This window comes from Prauserella sp. PE36 (assembly GCF_003311655.1).
Taxonomy (GTDB): Bacteria; Actinomycetota; Actinomycetes; order Mycobacteriales; family Pseudonocardiaceae; genus Prauserella_A; species Prauserella_A endophytica.
Genome location: NZ_QEQT01000036.1, coordinates 1 through 23,206 on the forward strand (window position 1 = coordinate 1; position 23,206 = coordinate 23,206).

Here is a 23,206-nt window from a genome sequence, read left to right on the forward strand (position 1 = left end):
CAGAACAGGTGCTGCCAGAGGATCGCGCCGCCGTTGGCGGGGTCGAACACGTGCGCGCCGAGATGCCGGTCGGCCGCGAGCGCGAACAGCGCCGCCGTGAGGATCGGGAACGCGGCGAGGATCAGCACGCTGGTGAACAGGATGTTCCAGGTGAAGATCGGCATCCGCCACATGGTCATGCCCGGCCCGCGCAGGCACACGACCGTGGTGATCATGTTGACGGCGCCGAGGATCGTGCCGAGACCGGACACGATCAGGCCCATGATCCAAAGGTCACCTCCGGGGCCAACGGAGTACTCGGCGCGCGACAGCGGCGTGTACGCGGTCCAGCCGAAGTCCGCGCCGCCACCGGGGGTGAGCAGCGAGCTGAGCACGATCGTGCCGCCGAACAGGAACAGCCAGTACGAGAAGGCGTTCAACCGGGGAAAGGCGACGTCGGGGGAGCCGATCTGCAACGGCAGCACGAGGTTGGCGAAGGCGAACAGAATCGGCGTCGCGTAGAGCAGCAGCATGATCGTGCCGTGCATCGTGAACAGCTGGTTGTACTGCTCCTGCGACAGGAACTGCAGTCCGGGCCAGGCGAGCTCACCCCGGATCAGCAGGGCCATGAGGCCGCCGATCATGAAGAAGACCATCGAGGTGACGAGATAGAGCATCCCGATCTTCTTGTGATCGGTGGTGCGGATCCAGGCCAGTACCTGCTGACCTCGCTTCCCCGTGCGGGTAGCGGGCTGGCGGATTCGCGTCGGCCGCAGGCCGATCTGAGTGTCCAAGGCTGCACCTCCACCACCAGTGGTGCATCCCCGAGCCCTCGTGCTGGCCGGCTCGAGGCGGTCTTGCTAAACGGTAGCCCCGGGCAGCGCCGGGCGCATCAGTTCGAACCGCCTCGATGCCCGGCCTGTTACTGCTGGTAGGACTCGACCTCGCTGATCGGCCGCGGCTGGGCCTCGTCGGGGTCGTCGCCGAACTCGGCGCGGGCACGCCGCTGCCGCAGCAGGTCCCAGCACTGGTCGAGCTGCTGCTCCAGCTCCCGAAGGCGCCGCTTGCCCGCGTCGTCGAGCCCGTTGCCGGTGGCGTGGGAGCGCAGCTCCCGCTCCTCGGCGATCAGCGCGTCGATCCTGGCGATCGTGTCCTCGTCAGCCATGCAGGCCACGGTACGCCCGCGCCCCGCCTCTTAAAGGCCCCCAAGGCCACCTTTGTTGCGTTCAACGCAACAAAGGTGGCCTTGGGGGGCAGCTGGGGTTCACTCGGATGGGTCTGTGGGGAAGAGGTGGTGCCAGGCTCTCGAACGGACCCATCGGCTGCCGTTGGCCACGGCCTCGTCCGCCTCGGCCTCCAGCCACTCGCCGAGCAGTGCCGCGTCTCGGGCGTCGAGCACACGCGCCTGCAGCAGGTTGCCGTCCTCGTCCAGCAGCTCGGCCGAGAGCAGACCCGCGTCGGGATCCGCCCGGAACTTGACCGTTCGCCGGAGCACCGCACCACGCTAACGGGTCACCAGCCACCGGGTCGGGGGGCCAGCATCCGCGAGATGCCGCGTGCGGCGGCCTGCACCAGCGGGGCCAGCGCGATGGGTTCCGCCGTGTCGGCGCGCACGACCAGCGATACCGCCGCCACCACGGCCGCGTCGGCGCCGCGGATCGGCGCGGCCACCGACAGCGCGTCGAGGGTCACCTGGCCGTCGCTCACGGCGTAGCCGTTGCGGCGGACCGCGGCCAGCAGCTCGCGCAGCCGATCGGGGTCGGTGATCGTCTTCGGCGTGTAGGCGTGCAGCGGGGCCGCAAGCGCTTGCTCCTGCACCTCCACGGGCGCGTGCGCCAGAAGTACCAGGCCCACACCGGTCGCGTGCAGGGCGAACCGCCCGCCGACGCGGGTCAGCACCGGCACGGCGTGCCTGCCCGCGATCCGCTCCACGAACACCAGCTCGAGCCCCTCGCGCACCGCCAGCTGGACGTTCTCGTGCGTGACCTCGTACAGGTCCTCAAGGAACGGCATCGCCACGTCCCGCAGGCCGAGCCCACGCGGAGCCAGCGCCGCGACCTCCCACAGCCGCAGCCCGATCCGGTACCGCCCGTCGGCGCCGCGTTCCAGCGCTCCCCACGCCACCAGCTCGGCCGCCCGCCGGTGCGCGGTCGGCAGCGAGACACCCGCGCGCCGCGCCAGCTCGCTGAGGGAGAGGTCCGGCGTCGCCGGGGTGAACGCCTCCAGCATGGCGAGCACCTTGGCGGTCACCGACCGGGCACCCTCGCCCACCTCAACTCCTTCGCCGAGCCAGCCGGTAAAGGCTACAGCTCCAGCACCAGCCGCGGCCCGCGCGAACGGGACACGCAGATCAACATCGTCTCGCCCGCCGCGCGCTCCTCGTCGGTCAGCAGCGAGTCGCGGTGGTCGGGAACGCCCTCGCGGACATCGGTCTCGCACGTGCCGCACGTGCCCTCCTGACACGACGACAACACCGGCACCCCGGCGTCCTCCAGCGTCTCCAAGATCGACTTATCCGCGGGCACGGTGAGGGTCCTGCCGGACACGGCCAGCTCCACCTCGAACGACTCGCGCGGCCCCGCGTCGGCGTCGTCCCTCGGCGCGAACCGCTCGACGTGCAGCACGCCCGGTCCCCACGCCGCGCACCGCTGCTCAACGGCCGCGAGCAACGGCTCAGGCCCGCAGCAGTACACCGCCGTCTCCGGTTCCGGCGTCCCCAGCAGCTCGTCGAGCGGCAACAGCCCCGTCTCGTCCTCGGGCAGCACGCGCACGCGGTGTCCGTACTTCGCGGTGAGCGCGTCGGCGAACGCCATCGACGCCCTGCTGCGCCCTCCGTAGACGAGCCGCCAGTCGGCGCCCCGTGCGTCGGCCTCGGCCACCATCGGCGCGATCGGGGTGATGCCGATGCCGCCCGCGAGGAAGAGGTACCGCGGCGAGTCGGTGAGGGCGAAGTTGTTGCGCGGCCCGCGAACCCGCGTCGTCGCGCCCTCGGCGAGCCGCTCGTGCACGAACGCCGACCCGCCCCTGCTCTCTGGCTCACGCAGCACCGCGACGGTCAGCGCCGAGCTGTCGCCGGGGTCGCCGCACAGCGAGTACTGCCGTTCGAGCCCGTCGGCGAGCAGCAGGTCCACGTGCGCACCGGGCTCCCACGACGGCAACGGCTCGCCGTCGGGATGGCGCAGGGTCAGGCACACCACGCCCTCGGCGACGGTCTCCTTACGGGCGACCACCAGTTCGAGTTCGTCCATGGAAAGGTCCTCCTCAGACGCCGGCCAGCCGCCGCACCGGGGGCGGCGTCGCGCTCTCGGCGCGCGGTTCGTGGCCTTCGGGGTGGGCGAGCAGCCAGTCCCACAGCTCGACTGGATCCTCCGCCTCGTGCTCGGCGCCGCAGTGGCACACGCCGAGCAGCCGGTCGGTGTTCAGCACCCAGTGGATGCGGAACACGGTGTCGCCGTGCAGCATGGCGGTCCGCGGTGTCATGACCGCGCCACCGCCTTCGGCTCCGCCCGCTCGACCATGCGCCGGAGGAACCGCCGTGCCGCGAGTCCGCCGGTGTCGATGTTGACGCTCAGCTCCTGGTAACCGTCCGGTTCGGACTGAATCACCTGCTCCAGCACGTCGAGCGCCCGCACGTCCTGGAGCACCACGGTGCGGTTGCTCTCGGCGAGGAAGTCGGAGACCTCCTGGTCGTCGAGCGCGAAGTCCCGCGCCACGGCCCAGAAGTCGTGCGTGCTGTGCTCGGTCTCGGGCGTGATCGCGTAGACCACCTCGACGTGGAACGCGTCCGGATCGGTGCCGTCGTCGTTCGGCAGCACGCCGACCGGAGCGATGCGGCTGTGCAGCAGGTACAGGCACGGCGGGTGGTACTCGATGTCCTGCCATCGCGTGATGCGGCCCTCGATCCCGGTCGACTTCGCGTAGAACGACGGGCACTCGGCGTCGGCCATGTGCCTCGAGACGTAGATGACCTCGTTCTCCTCGTCGACCTCGGTGGTGATCGGCGTGTTCGCCACCTCCGGCGTGCCGATGTAGCCGCCGTGCAGGTAGGTCTCGTGGGAGAGATCCATGAGGTTGTCCACGAGCAGCTCGTAGCGCGCCCGCAGCGGCTCCATGCCCGACACCGTCGTGTACGCGGGGTCGGCCAGCCACGGCGCCCGTGGGATCAGCCCGGGGTCGGCCCTGTCCCGGTCACCGATCCACACCCACACGAAGGAGTCCTGCTCCACGAGCGGGTAGCTCGCGACGCGCGCGGTGCGCGGGATGCGGGACTGGCCGGGCACGAACACGCACGAACCGGCCCGGTCGTAGGTGAACCCGTGGTAGCCGCACACGATGGTGTCGCCCTCGAGCCTGCTCTCCGAGAGCGGGTAGCGGCGGTGCACGCAGCGGTCGGCGAGCGCGACCGCGTCGCCGTTCTCCGTGCGGTAGAAGACGATCGGCTCGCCGAGGATCGTTCGCGGGAACAGTTCGCGCCCGAGCTCGCGGCTGTACGCGGCCACGTACCACTGGTTGCGGGCGAATGTCGGCGTTGTCGGCATTGACGTCGCTCCTTGCGCGGTGGTGGAAGACGCCCCGACTGTGCGGTCAAGGGCGCGCCCGCGGCCACGTCGGTTTTCACCCACTGAAAGGCTTTTGCGGTTTTCCGCGCATTCCGTTCACCGAAACGGGGGGCGGGCGGATCCGGACGTTTGTTGCGACCGTGCTGCCCCATGACACGGTCAGAGTCGACGTCGTTCCTGCCGGGGGAGCAGCAGACCCGCAAGCCGTACAAGGCGCTGTGGGCGGTACTGCTGCTCGGCTGGGTGGTCAGTTACGCGGACCGCACGCTCACCGGTCCCGTCGTGAGCTGGATGATCGCCAACGAGGTCGGCTTCATCGGGGAGTCCAGCGATCCGCGCGCACTCGGCGGTCTCGTCGGCTCGCTGTTCTTCACCGGCTACATGCTCACGCAGTACCCCGGCGGCAGGCTCGGCGACCGCTTCGGCCACCGCGAGATGATCGTGCTCTCGCTGTTGTGGGCGGGTGTGCTGACGCTCGTGTCCGGTGTCGTGGTCGGGCTCATCGCGTTCGTCGGCGCCCGCGTGCTGACCGGTCTCGGCGAGGGCGTCTTCTACTCCAACGACCGGACATTGATCCTCAACCACACCCCGCCGAAACGGCGCACGCTCGGCCTCGGTGTGGTGATCTCCGGGCTGTCGATCGGGCTCACCATCGGTATCGTCTGCACACCGCTGCTGATCGACTGGGGCTCCGCGCTCGGCATGGGCGTCGAGGCGTGGCGGATGCCGTTCGTGGTCTTCGCCGTCGTGTCGCTGGTCGTGGCCGGGCTGTGCTGGTACTTCTTCCGCGCCCGGCTCGGCGGCCCGCTCCGGCTCGGCCCGCCGATGCTGCGGCTCGTCGGCGTCTCCGCGCCGCTGCTCGTGGCCGTGCTCGGGCTGTTCATCGTCGCCGACGAGCTGCGCTGGCCCACGTGGGGCACCGCGCTCGGCTCCGGGCTGCTCGCCGCGATCGTCATCGCCGTCATCGTGGGACGCCTGCGCCGCACACCCGAGGCGTCGACCCTGCTCAGCAGGGACATCGTGATCGTCTACGTCGCCTACATCGCGATCCTGTGGAACCTGTGGTTCTTCAGCTTCTGGTCGGTGGAGATCGTCCGCGAGGCAACGGAGAGCTCGCTGCTCGCCGCGGCGCTCACGGCGGCGTTCAACGCGGGGGCAGGCATCCTCGGCTTCCCCGCGGGCGGCTGGCTCGCCGACCGCGCGCTGCGGAAGGGCTACGGCCGCAAGCCGCTGCTCATCTCGTTCAGCATCGTCTACTCGCTGCTGGTGTTCGCGTTCGCGCTGTCGATCAGCGGTGACGGACAGCCGTCGCTGCTACTGCTCGGGCTGATCCTGTTCTGCTCGGGGCTCTTCTTCAACGCGCTGCAGCCGATAGCGCAGGGCATCACGGGTGATCTGGTGCCGGAGAAGCAGCGCGGGTCGGCGTTCGGGCTGCTGAACCTGATCTCCGAGATCGGCGCCGTCGCGAGCCCCGTGGTGAGCGGCGTGCTGCGCGACGCCACGGGCAGCTGGGCCGTCGGCACCTGGGTCGCGGGCGGCATCATGCTCGCCTCGGCCGGCCTGTACGCCCTGGTCAAGGAGAAGCGGCCCCAACTGCAGTGAAGGTGGCCTTCACTGCGGCTGGATGGGTACTGCGGCTGGATGGGTCAGGAGCCGAGGAAGCGCAGCACCGCGAGCACGCGGCGGCTGAAGCCCGTGGTGTGGGCGAGGTCGAGCTTGTCGAAGATCGCGTTGACGTGCTTCTCGACAGCGCTCTGCGAGATGTGCAGCTGCTCGGCGATGCCGGCGTTGGTGTGGCCCTGCGCCATCTTCTCCAGCACCTCCCGTTCGCGGGTGGTCAGCCGGGTGAGCGGGTCGACGTGCGTGGTGCGGGCCAGCAGCCTGCGTACCACCTCGGGGTCGAACGCCGCCCCGCCCGCGGCCACGCGCTCCAGCGCGTCGAGGAACTCGCCGACCTGCGCGACGCGGTCCTTGAGCAGGTAGCCGACCTTGCCCGCGTCGTCGGTGATCAGCTCGGTGGCGTAGCGCTTCTCGACGTACTGGGAGAGCACGAGCACGCCGATCTCCGGCCAGCGCCTGCGGATCTCCAGCGCCGCGCGCAGACCTTCGTCGCTGTGGGCGGGCGGCATGCGGACGTCGGTGACGATCACGTCCGGCCGGTGCCGCTCGGTGGCCTCCAGCAGGGCGGCGCCGTCGTCGACCGCGGCCACCACCTCGTGCCCCTCCTCTGCGAGCAGGCGGACCAGCCCCTCGCGCAGCAGGGTCGAGTCCTCGGCAAGGATCACGCGCACGGCAGCTCCGCCTCGATCGTGGTCGGCCCTCCGGCCGGACTGTCCACAGTGAACACGCCATCCACGGCGGCGACCCGCCGGGCCAGCCCGGAGAGTCCGCCGCCGGAAGCCTGCGCGCCGCCCGCGCCGTCGTCGGTGATCCGCACGGTCACCATCGTCCCGTCCCCGGCGACGCTGATGCCGATCCGCGACGCGCCCGCGTGCTTGATCGCGTTGGTCACCGCCTCCGACGCCACGAAGTAGGCCACCGTCTCGGTGGCCGCGCCCGGCCGCTCCGGGAGTGCGTAGTCGAGCGTCACGGGCACGCTGGAGCGTTCGGCCAGCGATTCGAGCGCCACTTCGAGCCCGCCGGAGTCCAGCGCGATCGGGTACACGCGCCAGGTGACCTCGCGCAGGTCCTGCAGCGCCTGCTGCGACTCGTCGTGTGCCTGCCGAACCAGCTCGCTGGCGTGCTCGGGATCCTTGCTGCGCAAGGCCCTGCCGAGCACCATGCCGAGCGCGACGAGCCGCTGCTGGACGCCGTCGTGCAGGTCCCGCTCGATTCGCTTGCGCTCGTCGTTGACGGCCTCGATCACCTCAGCCCGGCTCGTGGCGAGCTGCGACACCCTGCGGCGCAACAGATCCTGCTCGCTCGGCCCGAGGAACCGGTGAGCCACCCGGCGATCCAGCGTCGCGACGCCGACGAGCCCCTGCACGGCGATGAAGACCAGCAGGAGCCCGAGCAGCACCACAGCGGGAAGGTCGTACCAGTCGTGGTCGTCGCCGATCGGATCCCCGCCGCCGATGGGCGCGCCGGAGAAGAACTGGCTGGCCATCACCAGCCCGGACACCGCGCCCCAGAGGATGAGCACGAAGACCCCCGCGCCGAGGCCGCCGACGACGCAGCGCACGGCGAGATACTCCAGCGCGCGCCTGCCGCCGTAGTCGGCGGAGTTCTCGCTACACAGGTACCGCGCGAGGCGAGCGCGTTCCATCTCGGCGAGCCGGCGGGTCCCGGCGAGCACACGACGGCGCGCCGAAGGCACGACGAGCGCGGGCAGGCTCAGCAGCACGTAGGCCGCCTCCACGAAGGCGAGCACGGCGCCGAGGGCCAGCCCGATCGTGGTCCGGCACCCTCGGCGCAGGAGTCCGTCGGCTGCTCGGGGCACAGCCCCGAGGCTAGCCGCGTGGTCACAGAGCGGTACTGAGGTTTTCCACAAGATCGCCCTGTGGTGGACGCCCCCGGAAGTCGGTGCCGGACTTCATGGCGACAGCACGCGCGTGTCCGTAGCTTCGAGGGTAGTTGCCCAAATAGAACAAATGACCCGAAAGGCCCTACATGACCGCGCAGCTGGCCCAGGACAACTCAGGCGAACTCGGAGGTATCGCCGGATGGGCCGTCGACCTGATGGACGTACTCGGGGGCCCGGGTGCCGCCATCACGGTCGGCCTCGACAACCTGTTCCCGCCGATCCCGAGCGAGCTGGTGCTGCCGCTGGCGGGGTTCAGCGCCGCCAACGGCACGTTCTCGCTGGTCGAGGCCCTGATCTGGACTACGGCGGGGTCGGTGCTCGGCGCGATCATCGTCTTCTACCTCGGGCAGCTGCTCGGCCGTGAGCGCACCCGGTGGCTCATCTGCAAGTTGCCGCTGGTGAAGCCCGAGGACTTCGACAAGGCCGAGGAGTGGTTCGCCAAGCACGGCACCAAGGCGGTGTTCCTGGGGCGGATGGTGCCGCTGGTGCGGAGTTTCATCTCGCTCCCGGCAGGCATCCAGAGGATGCAGTTCTGGACCTTCCTGTTGCTGACCACGCTAGGCAGCCTCATCTGGAACTCGATCTTCGTGATCGCCGGTTACGCCCTCGGAGCCAACTGGCACGTGGTGGAGGAGTACGCGGGCGTGTTCCAGATCATCGTGATCGTTCTCGGCGTCGCCGCGGTGACCCTCTTCGTGGTCAAGCGCCTCCGCGACCGCTCCCGCACCCCCGCCTGAGAGGCCTGCCCGACTGCCCCCAAGGCCACCTTTGTTGCGCTCAACGCAACAAAGGTGGCCTTGGGGGCTTTTGTCACGCCGCGTGGGCGAGGGGCGTCGAGGCGGGCTCCAGCGCCATGGCCAGCACCTCACGGACGCTGCTCACCGGGTGGACGTCGAGCTGGGCGAGGATCTCCTCTGGCACGTCGTCCAGGTCCGGCTCGTTGCGCTGCGGGATGATCACCGTCCGCAGGCCGGCCCGGTGCGCGGCGAGCAGCTTCTGCTTCACGCCGCCGATCGGCAGCACGCGGCCCGTCAGCGACACCTCACCCGTCATCGCTACGTCGGCGCGCACGAGCCTGCCGGACAGCAGCGACGCCAGCGCCGTCGTCATCGTCACGCCCGCCGAGGGGCCGTCCTTCGGCACCGCGCCCGCAGGCACGTGGACGTGCACGCCGCGCTCCTTGAGGTCGCCGACCGGCAGTTCCAGCTCGGCTCCCCGCGAGCGCAGGTACGACAGCGCGATCTGCGCCGACTCCTTCATCACGTCGCCGAGCTGACCGGTCAGGGTCAGCCCCGTGCCGCCGGTCTCCGCGTCGGCCAGTGACGCCTCGACGTACAGCACGTCGCCGCCGGCACCCGTCACCGCGAGCCCAGTCGCGACACCCGGCGTCGCCGTGCGCTGCTCACCGGCCGGCAGCGACGACTCCGGCACGTGCCGCGGCCGCCCGAGGTAGCCCTCCAACTCGGGTTCGCCGACCGTCAGCGGCAGCGTGACCTCTTCCAACGCCACCTTGGTCGCCACCTTGCGCAGCACCTTCGCGATCGCGCGGTTCAGGTTCCGCACCCCCGCCTCGCGTGTGTACTCCGCCGCGATCCGGCTCAGCGCCGCGTCGGTGAACGTCACGTCGCCCTCGGCGAGACCCGCGCGCTCCAGCTCGCGGGGCAGCAGGTGATCGCGCCCGATGGTCACCTTCTCGTGCTCGGTGTAGCCGTCGAGTGTCACCAGCTCCATGCGGTCGAGCAGCGGCCCCGGAATGGTCTCCAGCGCGTTGGCCGTGGCCAGGAACACGACGTCGGAGAGGTCCAGCTCCACCTCGAGGTAGTGGTCGCGGAACGTGTGGTTCTGCTCGGGGTCGAGCACCTCCAGCAGCGCCGCCGTCGGGTCGCCGCGGTAGTCGGCGCCGACCTTGTCCACCTCGTCGAGCAGCACCACCGGGTTCATCGACCCGGCCTCCTTGATCGCGCGCACGATCCGGCCGGGCAGCGCGCCGACGTAGGTCCGCCGGTGACCCCTGATCTCGGCCTCGTCGCGGATGCCGCCCAGCGCCACGCGCACGAACTTGCGTCCCATCGCCTTGGCGATCGACTCACCCAGCGACGTCTTGCCGACGCCGGGAGGGCCCGCCAGCGCCAGCACGGCCCCGCCGTGCCGACCGCCCACAGTGGACTCCGCTGTGCCCGACGGCGCCTCGGCGGTAAGGAGTGCCTCGGCGCGCCGCTGCCGCACGGCCAGGTACTCGATGATGCGTTCCTTCACGTCGTCGAGTCCGGCGTGGTCGGCGTCGAGCACCTCGCGCGCGCCCGCGATGTCGTGCACGTCGGTGGTCCTGACCTGCCACGGGATGTCCAGCACCGTGTCGAGCCACGTGCGGATCCAGCCCCCCTCCGGGGACTGGTCGGAGGTCCGCTCCAGCTTGTCGACCTCGGCGAGCGCGGCCTTGCGGACGTGCTCGGGCAGGTCGGCCGACTCCACGCGGGCGCGGTAGTCGTCGTCCTTGACGCTGCCGTCCAGCTCACCGAGCTCCTTGCGGATCGCCTCGAGCTGGCGGCGCAGCAGGAACTCCTTCTGCTGCTTCTCCATGTCCTGCTCGACGTCCTTGCGGATGGTGTCGTTCACCTTCAGCTCGGCCAGGTACGCCCTGCCGGTCTCCAGCGCGGTCTCCAGCCGGGCGGTGATGTCGAGCGTGCGCAGCAGCTCGAGTTTCTGCTCGGTGCCCAGGTACGGCGCGTTGCCGGCGAGGTCCGCGATCGCGGACGGGTCGTCGAGCTGCTGCACCGCGTCGAGCATCTGCCACACGCCGCGCTGTTGCAGCAGTGAGATCACGACGGACTTGAACTCCGCCGCCAGCTCGCGGGTGCGCTCGTCGGCGGGCAGCTCGACGGCGGGGTCTGCGTGCACCCACCGGGCCTCGCCGGGACCGTCGGCAGGGGAGCCGACGAGTGCGCGGCGCGTGCCGCGCACCAGCGCGGCCGAGGAGCCGCCGGGGACGCGGCCGATGCGTTCGACCGTCGCGACCGTGCCGACCTCGGCGAGCTCGCCGTCGATCCTGGGCACGATCAGCACCTCGGCCTTGCCCGCGCCCGCCGACCGGATTCCTGGCAGCGACGCGACACCCGGCGCCTTCGCCTGCGCCGACTCGACCGCGTCGCGGGTGTCCCGCTCCGCGAGGTCGAAGGGCACGACCATGCCCGGCAGCACGACGTCGTCGTCGAGTGGGAGTACGGGGAGGAGCTGTGTCTGGGTCATCAATACGCTCCCGTCTTGTTGAGTACATCTCGCTCAACTTTCTGGAGCGCCTCCAGATTCCCCGCTGGTGTTCGCCGGGAGCGATCAGCGCCTCAGCCCCGCGCCGCGGGCCTGCGGTACCAGGAGGTCCACAGTGGCCGGTAGCCCTGCGCGTACCAGAACGGCGTCGAGCGCGGGCTGGCCAGCGCGTGGTGCAACAGCACGGCTTCCATGCCCGCCTCGTCGAACAGCTGGTGCACGTGCGCGGCGAGCGCCGAGCCGACACCGGTGCTGCGGGCCTCCTCCGCGACGTGCATCGAGGCCAGGTAACCGGCCCGCTCCACCGCGACGTACCCGCCGATCCAGTCGGCGGCCGGCGGCAGCTCGACGTGTACGAAACCGAGCGGCTTGCCGTAGAGTTCCGCGATCCACAGTGACGGCACGACCGCGCCCGCGTCGGCGAGCATCGCGCTGGTGGCTGCGGTGATCGCGCGTTCCTCACCGTCGCGCCGCGTCACGAGGCCGAACTGCGCGTCGTATTGCCGGAGCTCCAACTGCAACCGCACCAGTGTGGCCAGTTCGGACGGTTCCGCGTGCCGGATGCGCACACCGGGCACCGCGGGCGGGCCGCTCGCGTGCCGGTCGGCGGGCCGCACGGCGAGCACCCGCGTGGGGGCGAACCCCCGGCGCAGCAGCTCACCGGTCCCGACCGTGTCCCTGCTCGGCCGTGTCACCACGGCGGCGCTGTCCCAGTCGGTGGACCCCGTCTCCTCCAGCAGCAGGTCCCACTCCGTGAGCAGCGAACCGAAGGCCGCACCAGGATCGGTTCCCCCGAGCCGGACATCGAGGCGGTACTCGGTGAGGGGTCGCCACAGCGCCTCCGGCGTTCCCGGCTCGACGCGCGACCGGGTCGCGAGCGCGATCCCGTCGCGAGTGGTCAGCCGGGTCCCGCTTTCGGCGTCCCATGGCAAGGGCTTCGGCAACAGTGCGTCCGCCGCGGCCAGCCGCTTGGCGTGCTCGGCGGCGATGGCATCGATCTCCATGGCCTTATCCAAGCGGACATGGTATGAGGTATGTCACTCAGGGATCGACTACGGGCGGCGACCATGAGGACGGTGAGATCACCCTCACTGAGGCTGACATGTCACTTCGTTGGTGGCGCGTTAACCCTGAGGTGATCTCATGGCGTTCGAATCGAGGCCTTGATACGCCCTCCGGGGTACAGTGATGCCTCGTTCGCGAGCTGGCCCCCGCGGGCACAGCGGGACGGAAGGGAGGTTGCATGCCGGACGCGCACGACGAGTCTGTCGGATCCAGTGCGGCTGCAGCCGAGGCACCTGCCTCTCGTCCGAGCGGTCCCGCGTCCGCCGAGGCCAGGACCGATGAGCGGAGATTCCGTTACTACACAGTAGCCGTGTTGCCGCTGAGCTTGCTCGCGGCGGCCGCGGTGTCGCTCTGGGAGCCGTTCGAGGGTTCGGTCCACCTGTGGTGGATCGGACCACTGCTCGCACTCGCGTTCCTCGGGGCGGAACAGCTCGGGGTCAACGTCGACGTCCGCAGCGGGATCTCCTGGACCATCTCCTTCACCGAGATCCCACTCGTCATCGGTTTCTTCGTGGCGCCCTTCGAAGTTGTGCTCGCCGCACACGTCGTCGCCGGCGTCACCACCCTGCTCGCGAGAAAGGTCACCGGGCGCGTCCTCTACAACGCGGGCGCGTTCATCTTCGAGGTCACCAGCGCGTTCGCCGTGGCCGGTCTGGTCAAGCAGGCCCTCGGCAGCGGCCAGGGCGAGATGCCGTGGCTCGCGGCACTCGCCGGCACCCTCACCGCGCCGCTCGCCAGCACGCTGCTCGCGATGGCCGCCGTGCGCGTGCTGCGCCGCCGCATGCGGGTCGGCACCGCGCTGCGGCTCGCGGGCCGCATCCTCGTGGTCGGCTTCGTCAACGCGTCGGTGGGCCTCACCGGCTATCTCGTCATCTCCAAGACTCCCGAGGCGTGGCCGATCGTGCTCGCCGTGAGCCTCGGCCTCGCCGCGCTGTACTGGGCCTACTCCGACCTGCTGCGAGAGCAGCGCGACATGGAGGCCCTCTCCGACGTGAGCCTCATGGTCGCCCGCTCCGGTCAGCAGGCGGCCGCGCGCCCCGCCAGCCTCGGCGACGAGCTCGGCCAAGAAGTCGACTTCGGCGAGTGGTCCACGATCGCCGAGCGGATCAAGGACCAGCTCGCCGCGGCCAGGGTCGTGCTGCGGTTGCGGCTGGAGCCCGACGAGCCGATGCGCTCCGTCGTCGCGGGTGACGAGCTCCCGGTGAGCTTCGTCCGCCCCGACGACCCGCTGCTGCGCCTGCCCGGCGCCCACGTGCGGCACTTCCGGGTCACCGAGGCCAACCCCGAGGTCCGTGCCGCACTGCTCGACCGCGGCGCGCAGGAGTCGCTCGTGGTGCCGTTGCGCAGCGCCAACCAGCTGCTCGGCGTGGTCGAGGCGCACGATCGCCTCTCCCGCTGGCGCGGCTTCGGCAAGTACGACGTGCAGCTGCTCGGCACCATGGCAAGCCACCTGGCGACGGCGCTGGACAACCGCAGGCTGCTAGCGACCCTGCGGCACGACGCCTACCACGACCCGCTCACCGGCCTGCTCAACCGGCCCGGCTTCCGGCAGGTGGCCCGCGAACCGCTGCGCGAGCGCGTGCAGTCCGTCGTGCTGCGGGTGGACCTCGACGTGTTCTCCCAGGTCAGCGACGCCCTCGGCTACGCGTGGGCCGACCGGATGGTGATGGCGGCGGGCCGGCGCATCCGCGACGTGCTCGGCCCCGAGGTCTCGCTGGCGCGGCTCGAGGGCGCGTCCTTCGCGGCCCTGCTCGTCGGCTGCCTCCCCGACGACGCGCACCGCATCGCCGAGCGGCTGCGGGCCCAGCTGTCCGCCCCGTACCCCGTCGACCGGCTAACTGTGGAGGCCAACGCCATGGTCGGCTACGCCTCCACGAGCTCAGAGGAGAACGGACACCTCGTCGACGTCGACACGCTCCTGCAGCGTGCCGACATGGCCGTGCGGGCCACCCGCGGCGGCGAGGAGGTGCGTGGCTACGTGCCGAGCATGGGTCAGATCTTCCTGCGCCGGTTCCAGATGGTCACCCAGTTCCGGCAGGCACTGGAGGAGGGCCAGGTCACCGTCCACTACCAGCCGAAGGTCTCCCTGCCCGGCAAGCACGTGCTGGGCGTCGAGGCACTCGTGCGCTGGCAGCACCCCGAGTTCGGCCGGGTCGACCCGGACGAGTTCGTGCCCGCGGTCGAGGCCGCGGGGCTGGTGGGCGCGCTGACGTCGTTCGTGCTCGACAAGGCGCTCGACCGCGTGCGCCGCTGGCTCGACGAGGGCCTGCGCATCTCGGTCGCCGTGAACCTCTCGGTGCGCAACCTCGCCGACGAGGAGTTCCCGGTCAAGGTGGCGGCCGCACTCGACCGCTTCGGAGTACCCGCGGAGCTGCTGACGTTCGAGCTGACGGAGTCGGGCGTGATGGCCGACCCGCAGCGAGCGTTGCCGATCCTGCGGGAGCTGCACAGCCTCGGCATCGTGCTCGCCGTCGACGACTTCGGCACCGGCTACTCGTCGCTGGCCTATCTGCGCCAGCTGCCGGTCGACCAGGTCAAGATCGACAAGAGCTTCGTCCTCGGCATGGGCACCGACCTCGGCGACCTCGCCGTCGTGCGCTCGATCGTCGAGCTCGGCCACTCGCTGGGCCTGACCGTGGTGGCGGAGGGCGTCGAGGAGGACGTCGCGCGCGACCAGCTGGAGGCCATGGGCTGCGACGTGGCGCAGGGCTACCTGATCTCGCGGCCGCTGTCGGAGGAGCGGTTGGAGGCCTGGCTGCAGGCCCGCACGGCGCGCTCGCTCGGGCACCACTCCGAGATCGTCCTGACCCTGCTGACCTGATGATTTCCCGTTGCGGACCCCCGGTTTCCCGGCCGATCGGGGCCTCAGGTACTCTTTTCGAGGCTCGTTGAGCACGCCCCTTTAGCTCAGTCGGCAGAGCGTCTCCATGGTAAGGAGAAGGTCTACGGTTCGATTCCGTAAAGGGGCTCGGAGATCTGGGCCGCGATGCGTAAGCTGGTGTATCGCGGCCAAGATCGTGTGAGGCGGTGTAGCTCAGTCGGTAGAGCAAGCGGCTCATAATCGCTGTGTCGCCGGTTCAAGTCCGGCCACCGCTACGCCAGTGGGCGGGCTGTGTTTGCGGAGAGCGCAAACCGGTCTGGCTCCGCCATTACCTTGGGGGGTGCGACCCCCCAAACCCCCGCCCGGAGGGGCTCCGCCCCCCGGACCCCCCGGAATGGTGGGTACGAGTAGCTAGTAGAGGAGCCGAAGTGGCTGCCACCGACGTGCGACCGAAGATCACGCTGGCGTGCGAGGAGTGCAAGCACCGCAACTACATCACCAGGAAGAACCGGCGTAACGATCCGGATCGCCTGGAGATGAAGAAGTTCTGCCCGAACTGCGGCACGCACCGCAACCACAAGGAGACCCGCTGAGCTCCTGATCAACAAGGCCGCCCCCGATCTGGGGGCGGCCTTGTTGTGTGTCCAGCTGGTTGGAAAGAAGCCAACGAAAGACGCTAGCGGTTCACGGGTGACCGGACTCACTCTACCGGGTGACAACCCTGCGAAAGTGAGAACCGGTATGAACACCAGGTCCAGAACCGCGATCACCCTGGCAGCCAGCGCCTTCACGCTGGGTCTCCTGGCCCCCTCGGTGGCGTCCGCGGCGAGTGTCGGGGGCTACTCGAGCGACGTGGCCGGTGCGGCCATCGCCAGCATCACCTCCGAACGGGGCATCACCGATGCCGCCGCCGAGCGGCTACTCCAGGCGCAGCAGGCCGGCGCCGAGACCATCAGCGAGATCACCTCCGCGCTCGGCGCACAGCAGGCCGGGAGCTACCTGGACGCGGAAGGCCGCCCGGTCGTCAACGTCACGAGCGACGTCGCCGCCGCGAAGGTGGAGCAGGTGGGCGCGGTCGCCAAGGTCGTCACCCGCTCGGCCGCCGAGCTCGCCGAGGCGCGCGGCACCCTCGATGCCCTGCCCACCGTCGCGCACACCTCCCTGGGGCTCGACCCGACCGCCAACCAGCTCGTGCTGACCGTCGCCGACGCGGCGGACGACAGCGCGGCCGCCGAGCTCGTCTCGGCCGCCGAGGGCCTCGGCGGTGCCGTGCGCGTCGAGCACGTCGCGGGCGGCATGCACAAGGCCATCTACAACGGCGAGGCCATCACCGGGGGCGGCAGCCGCTGCTCGGCCGGCTTCAACACCAACCGCGACGGCCAGAACTACATCGTCGACGCCGGCCACTGCACGGGCGCCGTCGCCGAGTGGAACGTCGGCCCTTCGGTGGACGCAAGCTTCCCCGAGAACGACTACGGCCTGATCGAGAACACCACCGGCAGCGCCCCCGGCGAGGTCACCCTGTGGGACGGCTCCACGCAGCCCATCACCTCGGCCGCCGACGCCACCGTCGGCCAGGAGATCTGCAAGAGCGGCTCCACGACCAACCTGACCTGCGGCACCGTGCAGGCAGTGGACGTGACCGTGAACTACGCCGAGGGCTCGGTCCACCAGCTGGTGCAGACCTCGGCCGCGGTGAACTCGGGTGACTCCGGCGGCTGCATGTTCGCGGGCAGCGTCGGGCTCGGCATCACCTCGGGCATGGGCGGCGGAAGCTCGTTCTTCCAGCCCGTCGTCGAGGCCCTGAACGCCTACGGCGTGGCGCTGAACTAGTGCCCTCCGCCGGAAGTCTGTTGCCTGAGTCGGTGGATCCAGGTTTCCGCTGGCAAGGCGCCGGTTCGTCCTCGTACTGGGCCGTACTTGGGCGGACCGGCACCGCAGCCGGAGGGAAGCTGGGCCGCCGAATTATGTGGCGAACTTCCGGCGGGGGCACTAGCGACAGCGGACGCGGACACCGGGGGCCGTGAGGGCGGGCCAGGGCCCGCACGGCCCCCGGTAACCTGCACGGGTGCCCCTGGATCCCTCTTTCATCGGCCGGACGTACCCGCCAACCAGCACCTACGAGGTCAGCCGGGCGAAGATCGCCGAGTTCGCCGACGCGATCGGTGACGACAGCCCCCTGTACCGCGACCCGGCCGCGGCCGAGGCGGCGGGCTATCCCGACGTCATCGCGCCGCCCACGTTCCTGACGATCATCAACCTCGCCTCGATCAACGCGATCGTCGCCGACCCCGAGCTCGGCCTCGACTACTCGCGCATGGTCCACGGCGACCAGCGGTTCATCCACCACCGCCCGGTGCGAGCGGGCGACGAGCTGCGGCTGACCACGCACATCGACGACATCTTCGTCCGCGCGGGCAACGACTTCCTGAGCGTCCACGCCGACATCGAGACTGTCGAAGGTGAGCCGGTCTGCACCACGCACGCCCAGCTCGTGGTAAGGGGGGAATGAGCATGAACGTCGGAGCCGAGCTGCCCGGCCTTTCCGTGCACGTCACCAGGGACCAGCTGGTGCGCTACGCGGGCGCGTCGCTGGACTTCAACCCGATCCACTGGAACGAGCGCTTCGCCAAGGAGGTCGGCCTACCGGATGTGATCGCGCACGGGATGCTGACGATGGCGCTCGGCGCCCGCATGGTCACCGACTGGGTGGGCGACCCCGGCCGCGTCGTCGAGTACGGCGTGCGGTTCACCAGGCCCGTCGTGGTGCCCGACGACGCCGAGGGTGCGCTCGTGGAGTTCACCGGCAAGGTCGGCGAGGTCCGCGAGGACGGCACCGCCCGCGTCGACATCACGGCGAAGTTCGACGGCAAGACCGTGTTGGGCAAGGCGCAGGCCGTGGTGCGCGTCAGCGGATGACGCCGAGCACGGCGTCGGCGAGCGCCCGTTCGCCGCGCGCCGTCGGGTGCAGCGGGTGTGCGCCGGTCACCGACTCAAGGCCCTCCACCCAGCGGGACTCCGGCGGCGCGCACACGCCGTGGCCCCTGGTGGGCGTCACCGTGTCGGCGTACTCGGCGCCGTGCTTCGCCGCCTGTTCGGCGAGCATCGCGTTGAGGGCCTCCAGGCCCCGCCGCAGCGAAGGGAGCCGGTCGACGGACTCGGGGTACTCGAGGGCGCACTCGCCGGCGTCGGTGGGCAGGATCGTCGGGTAGCCCACCACGATCACCCTGGCCGACGGTGCCCGCCTGGCGATCTCGGCCAGCGCCGAGCCGACGCGTATGCCGACCTCCGCGAGCACCGAGGCCAGCCATTCCGGCACCCCGGCGGCGTTCAGGTCCAGGCACGAGGAGCCGCGCGCGCACTCGGCCGCGCGCTCGATGAGGTTCACGTCGTTGCCGCCGATACCCAGCGTCACCAGGCTTGTACCTGGTCTCAGCGCGTCGAGCTGCGGCGGGTTGGTGCCCTGCGGGGTCGGCTGCGGGGCGGTCAGGTGCTCGGTGCGCGCACCGCCGCAACTGACGTCGGAGAGCTTCTCCACGCCCAGCGCGGCGGCGATCAGGCGCGGGTAGTTGTTGTCCGAGCGCCCGCACCCGCTCGGCACACCCGTGGGCGTGCCGGTGCCCGGACCGGAGACGTAGGAGTCGCCGAGCGCGACGTAGTGCCCGGCGTGCGGCGCGGTCTCGTCGACGGCGTCCGGACCCGGTGCGCATGCGCTGACGACCACGGCGAGCAGCGCGGTCGCCAGCGCCCTGCGCACGGTGTGCCTACTTCGCCTCGGAGAGCAGCGAGCCGACGCGGTTGACGCCCTCGACGAGGTCGGCCTCGGCGAGCGCGTACGAGAACCGGAAGTAGCCGGGGGTGCCGAACGCCTCGCCGGGCACCACGGCGACCTCGACCTCGCGCAGGATCAGGTCGGCGAGCTCGACCGTGTTCTCCGGGCGCTGGCCGCGGATCTCCTTGCCCAGCAGCGCCTTCACCGACGGGTAGGCGTAGAACGCGCCCTCCGGCGTCGGGCATTCCACCCCGGGGATGTCCGAGAGCAGCGAGACGATCCGCTTGCGGCGCACGTCGAACGCCTTGCGCATCTCGTACACGGCGTCCAGCGGCCCGGACACGGCGGCGAGCGCGGCGCGCTGCGAGACGTTGGCGACGTTGCCGCACAGGTGCGACTGGAAGCTCGACGCCGCCTTGATCACGTCCTGCGGGCCGATGATCCAGCCGACCCGCCAGCCGGTCATCGAGTAGGTCTTGGCGACGCCGTTGAGGATCAGCGTCTGGTCGGCCAGCTCGGGCACCACGGCCGGCATCGACGCGGCGGTGACCCCGTCGTAGACCAGGTGCTCGTAGATCTCGTCGGTGACCACCCAGATGCCGTGCTCGAGGGCCCAGCGGCCGATCGCCTCGACCTGCTCACGCGGGTAGACCGCGCCGGTCGGGTTGGACGGCGAGTTGAACAGCAGCACCTTCGTCTTGTCGGTGCGGGCCGCCTCGAGCTGTTCGACGGTCACGAGGTAGCCGGTGGACTCGTCGGCGGTCACCTGCACCGGCACGCCACCCGCGAGGGTGATCGACTCCGGATAGGTGGTCCAGTACGGGGCGAGCAGCAGCACCTCGTCGCCCGGGTCGAGCAACGTGGCGAACGCGGAATAAACAGCCTGCTTGCCGCCGTTGGTCACGAGGATCTGCGAGGCGTCGCACTCGAACGCGGAGTCGCGCAGCGTCTTGGCGGCGAGCGCCTCGCGCAGCTCGGGCAGCCCGCCCGCGGCGGTGTAGCCGTGGTTGGCGCGCTCGTGCACCGCGGCAGCTGCGGCCTCGACGATGTAGTCGGGGGTGGGGAAGTCGGGCTGGCCGGCGCCGAAGCCGATCACCGGGCGACCCTCCGCCTTGAGTGCCTTCGCCTTCGCGTCGACGGCGAGCGTCGCGGACGGCGTGATGCCCGCGATCCTTGCGGATACGCGGGAACGAGGGCTGGTGACAGTGCTTGCAGGTGTGGCCATGCCGACATTTTTTCACGCGCGTCGCGGCCGGTGGACAGCCGCCCCGGAGCCCACAACCGGGCGCGGTTGCGAGGGGCTTCCGGGCTTGCCGTAGACTTCCGAACTTGGAACGCCCGACACTCGGCCCTGCGAGCGCAGCGGGGTGGGTTGAGTGCGTCCGCGCGAGCGGTATCGCCGCTCGAAGGGGTGTAGCTCAAATGGCAGAGCAGCGGTCTCCAAAACCGCAGGTTGCAGGTTCAAGTCCTGTCACCCCTGCGTTGACGTGTCAGGTGGAGCGGAGGAGTAGCTCGTGAGCGAGGACGGGGAGAAGGACAAGGACCGGGCGTCGAAGCGCTCGTCCCGTCCGGTCACCGCCGCGGCTCGGCGTGAGCGCCGCGCCTCCGCGCGCCCTGCCGGCACGGGCTCCGAGGCCGAGAGCGCCGAGGCGAAGAAGCGTCCCGCTCCGAAGGGGAAGACTTCGGACAAGCCCGTCAAGCCAGCCGGCAAGGACCGGCCGACGCCGAGGCGTGACCGCAAGGACGGCAAGCGGGGCTCACTGGTCTCGCGGCTCGTGCGGTTCATCCGTGAGGTCTGGGCGGAGCTGCGCAAGGTTATCTGGCCGACGCGCAAGCAGATGGTCACCTACACCAGTGTGGTGTTGGTGTTCGTGGCGTTCATGATTGCGCTGGTGTACGGACTCGACTTCGTCTTCCTCAAGGGCGTGGATTTCGTATTCGGCAACTGAGCGGCCTACCAGGCCTGGCGAGTGGCCCCGGGGTCGCACGCGACACCCGCGACCACCACACGCGATCAACTGAGAGGACGGAAAGTGACCTCCGAGAACGGCTCAGGAGCCGGTCAGGACCTGACCGGCCTTTCCGACGAGCAGGTGCTCGCGGCCACCGGTGAGGCGGACTCGGACCCCACCGAGGCCGACGCGACGCCGGTCGAGGCCGCCGAGAACACGGAGGCCGACGCCGCCGATGCCGCCGCGGACAGCACCGACGACACCGACGACACCGACGACGCGGCCGACTCCGCCGTCGCGGAGCAGACCGAAGCCGCCGACGCGCCCGAAGAGGACGAGGACCCGGTCGAGAAGCTCCGCGCCGAGCTCCGGTCGCTGCCCGGCGAGTGGTACGTGGTGCACTCCTACGCCGGCTACGAGAACAAGGTCAAGAACAACCTCGAGACCCGGCGACAGACGCTCGACGTCGAGGACTTCATCTTCCAGATCGAGGTGCCGACCGAAGAGGTCACCGAGATCAAGAACGGCCAGCGCAAGCAGGTCCAGCGGAAGGTGCTGCCCGGCTACATCCTGGTCCGGATGGAGCTCAACGACGCCTCGTGGAGTGCGGTGCGCAACACCCCCGGCGTCACGGGCTTCGTGGGCGCCACGTCGCGCCCGTCGCCGCTTACGCTGGACGACGTGCTGAAGTTCCTCGCGCCGCAGGCCGAGAAGGCCGCCCCCGCGAAGGCGGGCAAGGGCGAGGCCGCCGCGGCCGAGGCCCCTTCGGCCGCCCGTTCGGTCGAGGTCGACTTCGAGGTCGGCGAGTCGGTCACCGTCATGGACGGCCCGTTCGCGACGCTGCCCGCGACGATCAGCGAGGTCAACGCGGACGCCCAGAAGCTGAAGGTCCTGGTTTCGATCTTCGGCCGGGAGACGCCGGTCGAGCTGTCGTTCAACCAGGTCTCCAAGATCTGACGGTCGCCTACCTGGCGGCCGGAAGGTCCCCGCGCCACGGCAGGTGCGTGGGGAGAGAAACGCTGAACAGGAAACAGGAATGCCACCCAAGAAGAAGAAGCTTGCAGCGATCATCAAGCTGCAGATCCAGGCGGGTGCCGCGAACCCGGCTCCGCCCGTTGGTCCCGCGCTGGGCCAGCACGGCGTCAACATCATGGAGTTCTGCAAGGCCTACAACGCGGCCACCGAGTCGCAGCGCGGCAACGTCGTGCCGGTCGAGATCTCCGTGTACGAGGACCGCTCGTTCGACTTCAAGCTCAAGACCCCGCCGGCCGCGAAGCTGCTGCTGAAGGCCGCCGGGATCGAGAAGGGCAGCGGCGAGCCGCACAAGACCAAGGTCGGCAAGGTGACCATGGCCCAGGTGCGCGAGATCGCCGAGACGAAGAAGAGCGACCTCAACGCCCACGACACCGACCAGGCCGCCAAGATCATCGCCGGCACCGCCCGGTCGATGGGCCTCACGGTCGTCGACTGAGCCACAGCGCTCCCGTGTGGAAGGGCCAGGCGCTGGCCCGTACCACGACTGATCCACTCACAGATTCGAAGGACAGAGCATGACCAAGCGCAGCAAGGCCTACCGTCAGGCCTCCGAGCTGATCGACAAGAGCAGGCTGTACGCGCCGCTCGAGGCCGCTCGGCTCGCCAAGGAGACCTCCAAGGTCAAGATGGACGCCACCGTCGAGGTCGCCATGCGACTCGGCGTCGACCCCCGCAAGGCCGACCAGATGGTCCGCGGCACCGTGAACCTGCCGCACGGAACGGGTAAGACCGTCCGCGTCATCGTTTTCGCCATCGGCGACAAGGCCGCTGAGGCCGAGGCCGCCGGTGCTGACGCGGTCGGCTCCGACGACTTGATCGAGCGCATCCAGGGTGGCTGGCTCGACTTCGATGCCGCGATCGCGACACCGGACCAGATGGCGAAGGTCGGCCGGGTGGCCCGCATCCTCGGCCCGCGTGGCCTGATGCCGAACCCCAAGACCGGCACCGTGACCCCTGCGGTCGGCAAGGCCGTCGCCGACATCAAGGGCGGCAAGGTCAGCTTCCGCGTCGACAAGCAGGCCAACCTGCACATGGTGATCGGCAAGGCCTCGTTCGACGCCGACAAGCTGGTGGAGAACTACGCCGCCGCGCTCGACGAGGTGCTGCGGTCGAAGCCCTCCGCCGCGAAGGGCCGCTACCTCAAGAAGGTCACGTTCAGCACCACGATGGGCCCGGGCATCCCGGTCGACCCGGCGCGCACGCGTGACCTCCTCGCCGAGGACGCGAACGCGTAGG

General features: G+C 70.3%; 24 protein-coding genes and 3 tRNA genes. 14 read left to right on the forward strand and 13 right to left on the reverse strand.

All coding sequences use genetic code 11. The annotated features are described in order from the left end of the window. From DI005_RS04810 to DI005_RS04840, 7 genes are all read right to left on the reverse strand, one after another. On the reverse strand, nucleotides 1–773 hold a 773-nt coding region (locus DI005_RS04810; RefSeq protein WP_199542518.1), incomplete at its 3' end, for a cbb3-type cytochrome c oxidase subunit I. A 128-nt stretch (nucleotides 774–901) separates the two neighbouring features. Then, a complete protein-coding gene (locus DI005_RS04815; RefSeq protein WP_112276776.1) occupies nucleotides 902–1,144 on the reverse strand; it encodes a DUF2630 family protein in 243 nt (80 codons plus the stop codon). Nucleotides 1,145–1,243: 99 nt separating this feature from the next. Next, entirely contained in the window at nucleotides 1,244–1,474 is a 231-nt protein-coding gene (locus DI005_RS04820; RefSeq protein WP_112276778.1) for a hypothetical protein, read from the reverse strand. A 17-nt stretch (nucleotides 1,475–1,491) separates the two neighbouring features. Then, the gene (locus DI005_RS04825; protein ID WP_255565662.1) at nucleotides 1,492–2,250 is read right to left on the reverse strand and encodes an IclR family transcriptional regulator; all 759 of its coding nucleotides are present in this window, start codon (nucleotides 2,248–2,250) and stop codon (nucleotides 1,492–1,494) included. Nucleotides 2,251–2,282: 32 nt separating this feature from the next. Further along, nucleotides 2,283–3,227, reverse strand: a complete 945-nt coding sequence (locus tag DI005_RS04830) for a PDR/VanB family oxidoreductase (RefSeq protein WP_113641379.1) — start codon at nucleotides 3,225–3,227, stop codon at nucleotides 2,283–2,285. Between the two features lie 13 nt (nucleotides 3,228–3,240). After that, nucleotides 3,241–3,459: a hypothetical protein gene (locus DI005_RS04835; protein WP_112276782.1), complete on the reverse strand. Its 219-nt coding sequence runs from the start codon at nucleotides 3,457–3,459 to the stop codon at nucleotides 3,241–3,243. Further along, entirely contained in the window at nucleotides 3,456–4,517 is a 1,062-nt protein-coding gene (locus DI005_RS04840; RefSeq protein ID WP_112276784.1) for an aromatic ring-hydroxylating dioxygenase subunit alpha, read from the reverse strand. Before DI005_RS04840 ends, DI005_RS04835 begins: the two co-directional genes overlap by 4 nt. A gap of 171 nt (nucleotides 4,518–4,688) precedes the next feature. Between DI005_RS04840 and DI005_RS04845 the strand changes: the two genes are divergently transcribed. After that, nucleotides 4,689–6,140: an MFS transporter gene (locus DI005_RS04845; protein WP_112276786.1), complete on the forward strand. Its 1,452-nt coding sequence runs from the start codon at nucleotides 4,689–4,691 to the stop codon at nucleotides 6,138–6,140. Nucleotides 6,141–6,184: 44 nt separating this feature from the next. On the opposite strand, the gene DI005_RS04850 is transcribed toward DI005_RS04845, so the two are convergent. Next, nucleotides 6,185–6,829 (reverse strand): response regulator transcription factor, encoded by a 645-nt coding sequence (locus DI005_RS04850; protein ID WP_113641380.1) that lies wholly within the window; start codon nucleotides 6,827–6,829, stop codon nucleotides 6,185–6,187. After that, on the reverse strand, nucleotides 6,820–7,977 hold the full coding sequence (locus tag DI005_RS04855; protein WP_199542519.1) for a sensor histidine kinase: 1,158 nt from the start codon (nucleotides 7,975–7,977) through the stop codon (nucleotides 6,820–6,822). Before DI005_RS04855 ends, DI005_RS04850 begins: the two co-directional genes overlap by 10 nt. 170 nt (nucleotides 7,978–8,147) lie before the next feature. Between DI005_RS04855 and DI005_RS04860 the strand changes: the two genes are divergently transcribed. Beyond that, entirely contained in the window at nucleotides 8,148–8,798 is a 651-nt protein-coding gene (locus tag DI005_RS04860) for a DedA family protein (RefSeq protein ID WP_113641381.1), read from the forward strand. A 73-nt stretch (nucleotides 8,799–8,871) separates the two neighbouring features. Here the strand turns inward: DI005_RS04860 and lon are convergent, their stop codons facing one another. Both lon and DI005_RS04870 read right to left on the reverse strand, forming a co-directional pair. Continuing rightward, nucleotides 8,872–11,307, reverse strand: a complete 2,436-nt coding sequence (gene lon, locus DI005_RS04865; RefSeq protein WP_113641382.1) for an endopeptidase La — start codon at nucleotides 11,305–11,307, stop codon at nucleotides 8,872–8,874. A gap of 92 nt (nucleotides 11,308–11,399) precedes the next feature. Then, nucleotides 11,400–12,329: a GNAT family N-acetyltransferase gene (locus DI005_RS04870; RefSeq protein WP_112276793.1), complete on the reverse strand. Its 930-nt coding sequence runs from the start codon at nucleotides 12,327–12,329 to the stop codon at nucleotides 11,400–11,402. A 239-nt stretch (nucleotides 12,330–12,568) separates the two neighbouring features. Between DI005_RS04870 and DI005_RS04875 the strand changes: the two genes are divergently transcribed. The 7 genes from DI005_RS04875 to DI005_RS04905 all read left to right on the forward strand — a co-directional run bounded on the left by DI005_RS04875 (nucleotide 12,569) and on the right by DI005_RS04905 (nucleotide 18,130). Next, nucleotides 12,569–15,211 (forward strand): bifunctional diguanylate cyclase/phosphodiesterase, encoded by a 2,643-nt coding sequence (locus tag DI005_RS04875; RefSeq protein ID WP_112276795.1) that lies wholly within the window; start codon nucleotides 12,569–12,571, stop codon nucleotides 15,209–15,211. A gap of 75 nt (nucleotides 15,212–15,286) precedes the next feature. After that, nucleotides 15,287–15,359, forward strand: a tRNA-Thr gene (locus DI005_RS04880). Nucleotides 15,360–15,413: 54 nt separating this feature from the next. Next, nucleotides 15,414–15,486, forward strand: a tRNA-Met gene (locus DI005_RS04885). A gap of 153 nt (nucleotides 15,487–15,639) precedes the next feature. After that, a complete protein-coding gene (gene rpmG / locus DI005_RS04890; protein WP_110334787.1) occupies nucleotides 15,640–15,804 on the forward strand; it encodes a 50S ribosomal protein L33 in 165 nt (54 codons plus the stop codon). 148 nt (nucleotides 15,805–15,952) lie between these two features. Continuing rightward, entirely contained in the window at nucleotides 15,953–17,044 is a 1,092-nt protein-coding gene (locus DI005_RS04895; RefSeq protein WP_113641383.1) for a S1 family peptidase, read from the forward strand. Nucleotides 17,045–17,279: 235 nt separating this feature from the next. Next, a complete protein-coding gene (locus DI005_RS04900) occupies nucleotides 17,280–17,723 on the forward strand; it encodes a MaoC family dehydratase N-terminal domain-containing protein (protein ID WP_112276798.1) in 444 nt (147 codons plus the stop codon). 2 nt (nucleotides 17,724–17,725) lie between these two features. After that, entirely contained in the window at nucleotides 17,726–18,130 is a 405-nt protein-coding gene (locus tag DI005_RS04905; protein WP_113641384.1) for a MaoC family dehydratase, read from the forward strand. Here DI005_RS04905 and DI005_RS04910 read toward each other — a convergent pair. Together DI005_RS04910 and DI005_RS04915 are read right to left on the reverse strand one after the other, a co-directional pair. Further along, on the reverse strand, nucleotides 18,120–18,968 hold the full coding sequence (locus DI005_RS04910; protein ID WP_233519999.1) for an SGNH/GDSL hydrolase family protein: 849 nt from the start codon (nucleotides 18,966–18,968) through the stop codon (nucleotides 18,120–18,122). The two genes, DI005_RS04905 and DI005_RS04910, sit on opposite strands and share 11 nt — an antisense overlap. Before the next feature lie 7 nt (nucleotides 18,969–18,975). Further along, nucleotides 18,976–20,208 (reverse strand): pyridoxal phosphate-dependent aminotransferase, encoded by a 1,233-nt coding sequence (locus DI005_RS04915; protein ID WP_112276802.1) that lies wholly within the window; start codon nucleotides 20,206–20,208, stop codon nucleotides 18,976–18,978. A 182-nt stretch (nucleotides 20,209–20,390) separates the two neighbouring features. Between DI005_RS04915 and DI005_RS04920 the strand changes: the two genes are divergently transcribed. From DI005_RS04920 to rplA, 5 genes are all read left to right on the forward strand, one after another. Beyond that, a tRNA-Trp gene (locus DI005_RS04920) sits at nucleotides 20,391–20,463 on the forward strand. Between the two features lie 34 nt (nucleotides 20,464–20,497). Further along, complete coding sequence (gene secE / locus DI005_RS04925; RefSeq protein ID WP_112276804.1) at nucleotides 20,498–20,932, forward strand: preprotein translocase subunit SecE; 435 nt, start codon at nucleotides 20,498–20,500, stop codon at nucleotides 20,930–20,932. A gap of 84 nt (nucleotides 20,933–21,016) precedes the next feature. Then, a complete protein-coding gene (gene nusG, locus DI005_RS04930) occupies nucleotides 21,017–21,892 on the forward strand; it encodes a transcription termination/antitermination protein NusG (protein ID WP_113641385.1) in 876 nt (291 codons plus the stop codon). A gap of 79 nt (nucleotides 21,893–21,971) precedes the next feature. Continuing rightward, nucleotides 21,972–22,406, forward strand: coding sequence for a 50S ribosomal protein L11 (rplK, locus tag DI005_RS04935; RefSeq protein WP_110334795.1), 435 nt, complete (start codon nucleotides 21,972–21,974; stop codon nucleotides 22,404–22,406). 79 nt (nucleotides 22,407–22,485) lie between these two features. Continuing rightward, the gene (gene rplA / locus DI005_RS04940; RefSeq protein ID WP_112276808.1) at nucleotides 22,486–23,205 is read left to right on the forward strand and encodes a 50S ribosomal protein L1; all 720 of its coding nucleotides are present in this window, start codon (nucleotides 22,486–22,488) and stop codon (nucleotides 23,203–23,205) included. The last annotated feature ends 1 nt before the right edge of the window (nucleotide 23,206 follow it).

Coding starts and splice junctions, on each gene's coding strand:
- DI005_RS04815 (WP_112276776.1), bottom strand. CDS start 1,144: ATGGCTGACGAGGACACGATCGCCAGGATCGACGCGCTGATCGCCGAG.
- DI005_RS04830 (WP_113641379.1), bottom strand. CDS start 3,227: ATGGACGAACTCGAACTGGTGGTCGCCCGTAAGGAGACCGTCGCCGAG.
- DI005_RS04835 (WP_112276782.1), bottom strand. CDS start 3,459: ATGACACCGCGGACCGCCATGCTGCACGGCGACACCGTGTTCCGCATC.
- DI005_RS04840 (WP_112276784.1), bottom strand. CDS start 4,517: ATGCCGACAACGCCGACATTCGCCCGCAACCAGTGGTACGTGGCCGCG.
- DI005_RS04845 (WP_112276786.1), top strand. CDS start 4,689: ATGACACGGTCAGAGTCGACGTCGTTCCTGCCGGGGGAGCAGCAGACC.
- DI005_RS04860 (WP_113641381.1), top strand. CDS start 8,148: ATGACCGCGCAGCTGGCCCAGGACAACTCAGGCGAACTCGGAGGTATC.
- lon (WP_113641382.1), bottom strand. CDS start 11,307: ATGACCCAGACACAGCTCCTCCCCGTACTCCCACTCGACGACGACGTC.
- DI005_RS04870 (WP_112276793.1), bottom strand. CDS start 12,329: ATGGAGATCGATGCCATCGCCGCCGAGCACGCCAAGCGGCTGGCCGCG.
- DI005_RS04875 (WP_112276795.1), top strand. CDS start 12,569: ATGCCGGACGCGCACGACGAGTCTGTCGGATCCAGTGCGGCTGCAGCC.
- DI005_RS04895 (WP_113641383.1), top strand. CDS start 15,953: ATGAACACCAGGTCCAGAACCGCGATCACCCTGGCAGCCAGCGCCTTC.
- DI005_RS04905 (WP_113641384.1), top strand. CDS start 17,726: ATGAACGTCGGAGCCGAGCTGCCCGGCCTTTCCGTGCACGTCACCAGG.
- DI005_RS04915 (WP_112276802.1), bottom strand. CDS start 20,208: ATGGCCACACCTGCAAGCACTGTCACCAGCCCTCGTTCCCGCGTATCC.
- rplK (WP_110334795.1), top strand. CDS start 21,972: ATGCCACCCAAGAAGAAGAAGCTTGCAGCGATCATCAAGCTGCAGATC.
- rplA (WP_112276808.1), top strand. CDS start 22,486: ATGACCAAGCGCAGCAAGGCCTACCGTCAGGCCTCCGAGCTGATCGAC.